The sequence below is a fragment of the Terrabacter sp. P5_B1 genome (assembly GCF_056400505.1).
The window spans coordinates 1-9,290 of sequence record NZ_JBFULD010000163.1; the positions used below are offsets into that span (position 1 = coordinate 1).

General features: G+C 67.3%; 7 protein-coding genes and 1 other annotated feature. Of the genes, 4 read left to right on the forward strand and 3 right to left on the reverse strand.

All coding sequences use genetic code 11. From position 1 onward, the window contains the following. Window positions 1-423 precede the first annotated feature (423 nt). Complete coding sequence (locus tag AC1DP0_RS12805; protein WP_478084942.1) at window positions 424-1,170, reverse strand: hypothetical protein; 747 nt, start codon at window positions 1,168-1,170, stop codon at window positions 424-426. 988 nt (window positions 1,171-2,158) lie between these two features. Between AC1DP0_RS12805 and AC1DP0_RS12810 the strand changes: the two genes are divergently transcribed. Continuing rightward, window positions 2,159-2,767 carry a hypothetical protein gene (locus tag AC1DP0_RS12810; protein ID WP_477760903.1) on the forward strand — a complete coding sequence of 203 codons (609 nt, stop codon included), beginning with the start codon at window positions 2,159-2,161 and terminating at the stop codon, window positions 2,765-2,767. A 627-nt stretch (window positions 2,768-3,394) separates the two neighbouring features. Here the strand turns inward: AC1DP0_RS12810 and AC1DP0_RS12815 are convergent. Then, complete coding sequence (locus AC1DP0_RS12815) at window positions 3,395-4,261, reverse strand: IS3 family transposase (RefSeq protein WP_478084946.1); 867 nt, start codon at window positions 4,259-4,261, stop codon at window positions 3,395-3,397. A gap of 51 nt (window positions 4,262-4,312) precedes the next feature. Between AC1DP0_RS12815 and AC1DP0_RS12820 the strand changes: the two genes are divergently transcribed. The 3 genes from AC1DP0_RS12820 to AC1DP0_RS12830 all read left to right on the forward strand — a co-directional run bounded on the left by AC1DP0_RS12820 (window position 4,313) and on the right by AC1DP0_RS12830 (window position 8,795). Then, window positions 4,313-4,639, forward strand: coding sequence for a transposase (locus AC1DP0_RS12820; protein ID WP_478084943.1), 327 nt, complete (start codon window positions 4,313-4,315; stop codon window positions 4,637-4,639). Further along, window positions 4,597-4,725: a sequence feature (AL1L pseudoknot), on the forward strand. It overlaps the preceding gene by 43 nt. Window positions 4,726-4,962: 237 nt before the next feature. Further along, window positions 4,963-7,791: a helix-turn-helix transcriptional regulator gene (locus AC1DP0_RS12825; RefSeq protein WP_478084947.1), complete on the forward strand. Its 2,829-nt coding sequence runs from the start codon at window positions 4,963-4,965 to the stop codon at window positions 7,789-7,791. Window positions 7,792-7,835: 44 nt separating this feature from the next. Then, the gene (locus AC1DP0_RS12830; RefSeq protein WP_478084944.1) at window positions 7,836-8,795 is read left to right on the forward strand and encodes an NmrA family NAD(P)-binding protein; all 960 of its coding nucleotides are present in this window, start codon (window positions 7,836-7,838) and stop codon (window positions 8,793-8,795) included. A 175-nt stretch (window positions 8,796-8,970) separates the two neighbouring features. On the opposite strand, the gene AC1DP0_RS12835 is transcribed toward AC1DP0_RS12830, so the two are convergent. Continuing rightward, window positions 8,971-9,290: integrase core domain-containing protein (locus AC1DP0_RS12835; RefSeq protein ID WP_478084945.1), on the reverse strand; the 320-nt coding region annotated here is incomplete at its 5' end.

The window sequence follows — 9,290 nt, forward strand, 5'->3', positions numbered from 1 at the left end:
GGCCGAAGGGCCGAAGGATGACGACGTCTTGCGGGCTGCAGTCGACGAACTCGTGAGGTGAGCAGTTGTCACGCATCCACTGACGGACACTTCGCGGAGCCGGTGATCGACGATTTGCACGACGGAGCCAGCAGACGGGGATGTCGAACCCGCGTCACACCACCGCCTGACGACGTGTCGCGGCGGGTACGGCCAGATCAGTCGATGCGGCAAGCAAGGCGCAGGCGGAGTGGCGGCAGTTCCGGGCGCGACTCGCTCTCATCGTGCGCAGCGACACCGGGGCTGGACGACCTAGGAAAGGAACACATCCCCCTCGTGTCTGGCTGGACGGGCCGGGACAGCGAGGGCTCAGCCAAAACACTTCCTTCGAGCACTTCGTAGGTGAGGACCCGATGCCTAACGGGATGGCTCGGCCAGGTCGAACTAGGTGGCGGCCTTGTGACCAGCTCTCGCCCGGAGGACCTCAACAATGTCGGGCTTATAACGTGGCTTGACGCGGTGCTTCAGCCCACGCTGCACTTCGGTGATCAACTTCGCCACCTTTTCCGCCTCCTTGAACTCCCCGCCCGCGGCAAAGAAGGCGCGAAGCCAAATATCTGCATCGAGAGGGTATCCAACTGCAGCGAAGCTTCGTAGAAGTTGTACAACAGCGTTCTTCCCATTGCCGGTGCCCAATCCGTTGTATTGCTCGCCCGCCATGCAAATGGCCGCCTCGAACAGCACCGAGTCCGGCGGGGGTACCCGGTCACCAGTGTGCAGATCGACAGCACCGAGCCCCTGGAGCATCGTGCGAACCAGGTCCGCGCGTGTCCAGATGATCACGAATATGCGGGCCACCCTGCCGTTCCGAATCACCCTACGCAGCATCTCGCAGCCGCGCTCCTCGTACGGGTGCAGGACGACGACGGAGCAGTCTAGAACGCTGTCCCCCTCTCGGCCGAACTCATCTAGGTCTGTGAGGGCCAGTATTCGACGTGACGTCGCGTCGGCGGCAACGTACTCGACGAATTCGCGATCTGCGTCGTGTTCTTTCTCGTACTTGTTGAGGTTAGGAGTCAGGAAGACGTATGGCGGGTCGCCGAGCCAGTTCCTGATCACCGCGCTCTGCTGGCCCATGGCCGTGCCCCGCTGGCCCCAGTCGTCCCGGACCATGTAGGAAAGCTCTGCCATAGGGGCATTCTGTCTGCGACGACCGACAATGCCGCAACCTGATCGCAGCCGCAGATGATAGGCCGGCATGGGCGCGCCCGGACCCGCGCGCTGAGCACGGCGCCGTGGCGCGTCTCACCCCCGCCAGTCATCCCACTCGGATGGGAGGCGCGTGAGCGGGCCTCCTGTTAGCGCAGGGCGGCGCGGGCGCGGCGACGCTTCGCGCGCTGCTCGGCCCGGTCCCAGCGCGGGTGATCGATCCTCGGGCCGATGGGCGGTAAGGGCATGGCCGCAAACGGCCAGTCGGTCGGCATTGGTGCTCCTCGGGCATACGGAGGCGCCCCGACCCAGAGATGGGTGGGCGCAGCGGTTGGCTACGTGGGTGGTCCGCCGTAACGTCAGAACGACCCTGATTCGCTCGATAGGTGGTGGAATGCACACGTGGTGATCGTCAAGAAACAACAGCGGGTCGCGATGACGTTCATCGCGACCGCGAACCGCGGAGGCTATCGACCCACGGGTCGCGAAATCAACGAGTGGAGGAAGATGCCGGACCGTAGGCCGAGGCGCCGCGGCCGGCTCTTGGAACCTGCGGTCCCAGCAGTCCCGAGCGGCGGGTCAGGAAAGGTCCATCAATCTTCAACCAACTCGTCACTCCCGAAGTGCTGGCGCAGATCAGCGGAGCCCACCAGGCGCGGATTGGTACGACCCTTGGGGCGGCGTTCGGGTCATCGGCTTTCGGGCCCAACGCGCCAGCGATGCGGGGCTTTTTGGCCGCCTTCCAGAGCGCGAGCATCGCCCTGCAAGGTGAGTACGAGATCATCCCGGGAGGCCGGGGCGACCCGCAAAGTACGCTCCCGACGAACCGCGTGAGAAGTTCCTAGCCCATCTCCGCCGGCTGGGGTGGATCGAGCGGGACAATCGAGGCCGCTACGGCGTCACGCTCCTCGGACACGCATTGCTGCGGGCGGAGGCCTCGACCGAGGCTGGCGACGAGGATGCATCCGTCATGGTCCTGACAGCCGACGACGAACTCGCTTACGGCCGGGTGCTCGGCGTCATCGCAGAATCTGGTGAGGCGTTCGTCGTCGACGGATACCTCGACGCCCAAGAACTCGTCCACATCCTCAAGGACAGCAACGCATCCCGTTTCCTCGTGAGCAACAAGTTGAGCGCGGGTCGCCTCGCCCAGCTCGCAATTCAAATCCGCCTGACGCCGCCCAATGAAGATGGTGGAGTTCGCGAGCTCAGGCGTGCCGACTTTCACGACCGTTATCTCATCGGTGATCACAAGGGTCTACGGCCTTGGTTCATCACTGAACGGCGTAGGAAAAAACATCACCACGCTCTGGAAATGCCAGGCGTCGCCGCCCAAACGATTCGGGCCCACGCGGAAAGCCTTTGGGAGGCCGCCGAGGTCGTCGCATTTACTCTTCAGCACGACGAAGACGGCCTCGTTGACGAAGGCGCACATGCGGAAGGGAGCCTTGAAGACGACGGCGCACCTGACAGTCGCCCCAAGGTCACCCGTTCCGAGGGTGGCGTGTATCGGCACGACGGTTGCCCCGTGCGGCACCGTTCGCAGCAAGCGGCTGAGCGCTGCACGAACGGTGGATGAACTGTCTCTATCCTTCTGAGCGTTCGCGGCTCATCACAGATGAGGGAATAGGCGTTGGCGGCGCGTCGGTCGCTGAGTAGGCGTCGAGACGTCCCGAGGATGGAAGTTCTCAGACCACCCATCTGCAAGACTTCGGCGTGCCGAGCGCCAACTTCGCCTGCCCTACCTGACGACTTCTGCCGGCTCGATGAGCTGGGGCCCGAGGTCACCGGTCAAGGGATCGAGCATGAGGCGACTCATGATGGCAGGACGTTGAACCGCCACGGCCATTGACAATGGCTGTGCAGAACGGTGGACCACGGCCCCTCGCAGCCAAACGCCGCAGTGGCCGTGAAGACAGCATCATCCCGCCGCCTGCGGGTTCCAACAGTCCCGTAGTGGCCGTAGCAGCGGGTTGTGTGCCAGTCGGCGCTAGGGATTCTGATGATTCGTCTCAGCGGAAGCCCCTCATGGGCGAAACTCATTCAACATCGCACGGTCGAGAGGGGACGAGGATGCGACCGAGAAGCCCGAAGAGGACTGCTGCTTCGCCCGCGACCCTCAACAGGCTGCGACAACTCCTCGGCGGCGGCCCGATGGACATTGAGGAAATCTCTGACCAGTTCGTCCGGCCCGGCGCCCGTGACGTCACCTACCAGCCTGCCGAGACGTTGGAATCGATCCTCTGGTCCTATCCGGATCAGTTCCGCTTGGACGGTGAGGACCGTTGGTTCCGTCTGGATCTCGGGCCCGAGCTCCGGCCCGTGACTCACTATTGCTGCCCCACAGGCGAAAGCTTGGGCAAGTCAATCTGCCCCGACTGCAGTCCGACCCTCTATTGGCGGTGACCCGCGCGTGACGTCCAGGCCAGCCAGCCCGCAGGCTCTGGCTGTCCCGTTCCGGGTTTAGTGGAGGCTCGGAACTGACGCGACGACGGTTAGCCGCCGCGGGGTTGTGGCGGTAGTGCTGGTCTTCGAGCTCGACGAGTGGGATGAGTCCTATCTCGCCGTGGAGGCGTCGGTGGTTGAACCAGTCGATGTACTCCGCGACGGCGATCTCGAGGTCATCGATCGATCGCCACTGACCACGGTTGCGGATCAGCTCGGCCTTGAAGAGCGAGTTGAACGCCTCGGCCAAGGCGTTGTCGTACGAGTCGCCTGTCGACCCGACGGAGGCGACCGCGCCGGCGTCCGCCAGCCGCTGGGTGTAGCGGACGGCGACGTACTGAACTCCCTTGTCGGAGTGGTGAATCAGCCCCGTGGTGTCCCGGCCGGCGCGGGCCCGGTCCCACAACCCCATCTCGAGGGCGTCGAGCGCCAGGTCGGTGCGTAGGTTCTTCGATAGCTGCCAGCCGACGACGCGGCGGGAGAAGACGTCGATGACGAACGCGGCGTACACCCAGCCGGCGAACGTGCGGCAGTAAGTGATGTCCGCGACCCACAGCTGGTCCGGGGCCGTGGCGGTGAACGCCCGCTGCACCAGGTCTGGCCGGGTGTCCGGTCCGCTGCCCGGGATTGAACCGCCCCGGGATTGATGGAGGCTCCCAACCCGCGAAAGGGTGGAGTCATGCCAGCACCGAGGAAGTACCCGGACGAGCTGCGTGAGCGCGCGATCCGGCTCGTGATGGACCTGGTCGAGGACCCAGGCGGTCCGAGCATCAACGCCGCGTGCCTACGCGTCGGTGACCAGCTCGGCATCAACGGCGATACGTTGCGCAACTGGGTCAAGCAGGCCCGCGTCGATGCCGGGAAGGCGCCCGGGGTCACGACCGAGGACAAGGCCCGGATCGCCGAGCTGGAGCGGGAGGTCCGTGAGCTGCGCCGCGCGAACGCGATCCTCAAGAGCGCTTCGGCATTCTTCGCGGCGGAGCTCGACCGCCCCTCCACTCGCTGATCAGCTACATCGACCGGCACAAGGACGTGCACGGAGTCGAGCCGATCTGCCGGGCCCTGACCGAGGCCGGCGCCAAGATCGCCCCGTCCACGTACTACGCCGCCAAGACCCGCCCACCCTCGGCGCGGGCGGTCGCCGATGCGGTCTTGGACGAGCGGATCCTGGCTACCCACGCGGCGGTTCCCTCACTCGACGTCCACGGCGCAGTCTGCCCTTGCCATGGCCAAGCGACGCGAGAACGCCAAACGAGGTCGCTGGCTGGATTCGTCAGCCACAATGAGTCCGGAGGCCGCGGATGAAGGGGGCCGCCGGTGTCGATCTTGGTGGGGCGTGACGCAGAGCTGGCTGCACTTCTCGACGGTCTCGAGGATGCTGAGGGCGGCCGTGCTCGAGTGCTCGTGTGCGTGGGAGAGCCTGGCATCGGGAAGACGCGGTTGGCTGACGAACTAACCGCGGTGGCGCGTAGCCGAGGTGTCGTCGTGGCGTGGGGCCGAGCAGTCGGCACGGACGGGGGGCCGCCGTACCGGCTTTGGGCCGAGGTGATCACGGCCCTCGAAGCGGCCGGTCGCGCGGACTCGCATGCTCTCGCCGCCCTCCGGGCGATGACCGGTGAGCGGTCGGTCGAGGAACGGCTGCGGTGGTTCGACGACGTCACGGCCGCGGTCCTTGCGGCTGCGCGCACTTCCCCGCTGGTGGTCGTGCTCGACGACGCCGACGCCGCGGACATCGGCTCTCAGTTGCTCGCGCGTCACCTAGCGCGGACGGCGCGGGACGAGCAGCTGCTCGTGGTGGTGACGTGCCGCGAGACGTCCGGGCCCCTGTCCGAGCTCCCCCGGGAACCGCAGACGAGGCAGCTCGAGCTGCGGGGCCTTTCGCAAGCCGGTCTCCAGCAGCAGGTCGCGTCGATCGCAGGCCGGGAACCGACTGAGGCCGAGCTCACCCTGCTGATGGAGGCCACGGCCGGCAATCCCTTTCTCGCCGCTGAGCTTGCCCGCCAGCTGGCCGATCATGGCGACCTCTCCGCCGTCCCACGATCGGTACGCGACAGCGTCCGCTCGCGGCTCTCCCAGCTGACGCCGGCCGCTAGCAGTGCTTTGGAGGGCGCCGCAGTCATCGGCGTGGAGTTCCAGATCCCGCTCCTGGCGGCGATGACCGAGCGGCAAGAGCCAGCAGTCCTTGCGGCCCTCGATGAAGCAGCCGCCGCCGCCTTCGTGACCCCGAGGCGCCAGCCGGGACAGTGGCGGTTCACCCACGCCCTCATCAGGGACGCCATCGACGCAGCCATGGACACGGCCCGACGGGCGTCGCTTCACCGGCGTGCCGCAGAGGCGATCGAAGCGCAATGCGCCGGCTGGGAGCACACCGGCCACCACGACGGGGCGGCTGTCTTCGCCCTGGCGCGCCACTGGGCCGAGGCTGCGGTGGCAGGCGGCTCAGCTCCTGCCCTCTACTGGACCGAACAGGCAGGCCGAGCGGCGTTGCGGCAACACGCGTACGAGGACGCGTGCCGCTGGTTCGCCCAGTCCCTGTCGCTGACGCGGGGCAGCGGGGCCGATGAGCAGGCTCGGTCTCGGTTGACGCTGAGGCTGGCGTCCGCGCAGGCCCTTGCGGCCGACATGCCCGGCGCGCTTCACAGCTGCCAACAGGTCATGGGGGTGGCCATTCGCCTGGGCCTCACGGACCTCGCCGCCGAGTCGGCACTGATCGTCGAACCGACCTTCGACCCCCAGATCGACCGGCTGATCCGCGACCTGTGCGAGCAGGCGCTCGACGTCCTCGGTCCAGAGCAGGCAGGCTGGCGGGCACGCGTCCTCGCGGCATACGCCGTCGTGTGCGACCACCTCTCCGACATCGAGGAGGCCGAGCGCGCGGTCGCCGAGGCACTGTCCCTGGTCGTCGACAGTCAGGACGTCAAGGCCCTGGAGGCGGCGCTCGTCGGCCACCACATGGTCCGCTCCGGCCCCGACGGGCTTGGTGAACGCGAGGCCACCGCCGACCGGATGGCGGAGCTTGGCACTCGGACCCGGCGCCCTGATCTTCTGCTGTCCGCGGCCGAGTGGCGATTCGACGCCGCGTGCGAACGCGGTGAGATCCGCGAGGCCGGGCGCGAGATCGAAGGGATGACCCGCTGGGCCACCCGGATCGGGGGGCCGATCTCCCGCTGGCGGGTGCTCCGCTGCCGCGCAGTCCTGGCCCAGGCACACGGTCAGCTGGGCGAAGCCCAACGGTACGGCGCCCAGGCGCTGGCCACTGTGGCGGCTACCGGCCATCCGCCGGCGTTCCTGCTTCACGGCGGCTTCCTGGCCATCCTCGGCCATCACATCGGCTACCCGGGCCCGACGCTCGAAGCGCTAGGGATGAGCGAGGATCCCGCCGAACAGGACTGGCCGACCGAGGGCATCGTGATGACGCTCGGACCGGCCGCGGTGCTATCCGACCTGGGCCGGATCCCGGAGGCCACTCGGCTCTACCGCCGTCTCGGCCCGGCGTCGGAGTGGCAGGAGACGCCACACGGCGCTCTGTTCACCTGGGCGATGGGGCTGCTCACAGCGACCGCCGTCGGCGCCGATGACGACGTGACGACCCTGCGGGACCGGCTTGGGGCCTTCCGCGGACACCACATCGTCAACGGACGCTACGCGATGGCCTACCTCGGGCCGGCCGAGCTGTGGCTGGGGATAGGCGCAACACACCTCGACTTGCTCGACGACGCGATCGCCGACCTGGAAGCTGCAACCAAGTCCTGTGCCGCCAGCGGCGCGGAAGGATTCCAGGCCGAGTCGGAGTACGAGCTCGCCCGGGCACTGACCCGCCGCGGCGGGCCCGGGGACCTCTCTCGCGCACGCTCCCTGGCCCTGGACGCTCAACAACGCTGCGTCGCGTTGGGGATGCCGCCGATCTTCGAGAAGGCGTCTGCCCTGCTCAGGCACCTCGATGAGAAGAGGCACACCGTCCTGACCCCGCGGGAGCAACAGGTGGCCGTCCTTGTCGCCGGAGGACACACCAACCGCGAGATCGCGGCCCGGCTCTACATCTCCGAGCGCACGGCGCAGAACCACGTGCAGCACGTCCTCGACAAGCTGCAGGTGCGTAACCGCAGCCAGATTGCGCTCTGGGTGCAACGCAGCGATCTGAGTACCCCTGCTGAGTAGATCGGTCGACGCGCGAGGCGTCGCCGTGCTCCTAGCGTCGAGGCATGAGCGAAGACAAGACAATCGCCGTAGTAGGCGCGACCGGCGCAACCGCCGGCGGACTCGCCCGGGCCATCCTTTCCGACGCGGAGGGCGGCTTCACGTGCCGCGCTATCACCCGCACACCCGACTCGGCGGCCGCCCAGGCGCTCTCCGAGCTCGGCGCCACCGTCGTACGCGCAGACCTGGACGACGTGAACAGCCTGGTCAGCGCGTTCGACGGCGCCTACGGCGTCTTCTGCATGACCACGTTCTGGGAGCACTTCTCCCCGGAGCGGGAGACCGTACAGGCCGGCAACCAGGCACGTGCCGCCGCGGCGGCGGGCGTCCGGCATGCGATCTGGTCCACGATGGAGGACACCCGCCGGTGGTACCCACTCGAGGACGAGCGGATGCCCACGGTCATGGACCGCTACAAGGTGCCGCCCTTCGACGCCAAGGCCGACGGGGATCGGGCGTTCGAGGCCGCCGGCGTACCGACGACCTACCTGCTCCCGCCGACTCACTGGGACGCGTTCGTCTTCGGCAAAGGCGCTCCACAACCGGGACCGGACGGCGTCCTCTCGCTAGCCATCCCACTCGGCGACGCCGCGCTGCCAGGCATCGCCGCCGAGGACATCGGCCGCTGCGCCTACGCAATCTTCCAGCAACCGGAGCAGTACCGCGGCACCACAGTCGGTCTCGCAGCCGAGTGCACCACGGGCGAGCGACTCGCGGGCGGGCTCTCGCGGGTGTTCGGTGAGCGGGTCCAGTACCAGCCGATGCCACTAGAAGCCTTCCGCTCCCTGCCCTTCCCCGGCATCGACATCGCCGCCAACATGTTCCAGTTCATGGCGGAAGTGCCCGAACACGCACGACTGCGGGACGTCGCCGTCGCCCGCTCGCTCAACCCCTCGATGAGCGGATTCGACACCTGGGTCGAACGCACACGATCCAGGTTCGCCGCCACCGTCCAAGCTCGGTAGGCGGGCATTAGCGCCCTCGCGGCGTTCAACCGAAAATCTGGTCGCAACTGATGTTGGCCGCCGCGGCAGGGGAGAACGCTCACGGCACCCGGAATCGCGGCCGGCTCATACAGCGCCTGCCACAACGGCAAGCCCGCTCTCTCCGCGAGAGATTCCAAGCGCTAGATGTACTCGGTCATGACGTTGGTGACAGACGGCTGACGGGTGGGAGTCCCTTGAGCGCGGTGTGGCGTCGTCGAGTGTTGTACTCCTGGAGCCAGGGGGCAAGGGCTGCGGATCGCTCGGCGTCGCTGGTGAAGACTTGCCGGTAGGCCCACTCGGTGGCCAGGGTTCGGTTGAACCGTTCCACCTTGCCGTTCTGCCACGGGCAGTGCGGCTTGATGAACTTGTGCGTGGCCCCGAGCACGGTCATCGCGTTCTTGACGTCGGTGCTGCGGCGGTAGCTGAAGTGGTTGTCGGTGATGACTCGTTCGATCTGGGTGATGCCGTGGCCGG

What these genes read in the sequence shown, in the direction of transcription:
- AC1DP0_RS12805 (WP_478084942.1), bottom strand. Translation starts at nt 1,170, where the DNA reads ATGGCAGAGCTTTCCTACATGGTCCGGGACGACTGGGGCCAGCGGGGC.
- AC1DP0_RS12810 (WP_477760903.1), top strand. Translation starts at nt 2,159, where the DNA reads ATGGTCCTGACAGCCGACGACGAACTCGCTTACGGCCGGGTGCTCGGC.
- AC1DP0_RS12820 (WP_478084943.1), top strand. Translation starts at nt 4,313, where the DNA reads ATGCCAGCACCGAGGAAGTACCCGGACGAGCTGCGTGAGCGCGCGATC.
- AC1DP0_RS12830 (WP_478084944.1), top strand. Translation starts at nt 7,836, where the DNA reads ATGAGCGAAGACAAGACAATCGCCGTAGTAGGCGCGACCGGCGCAACC.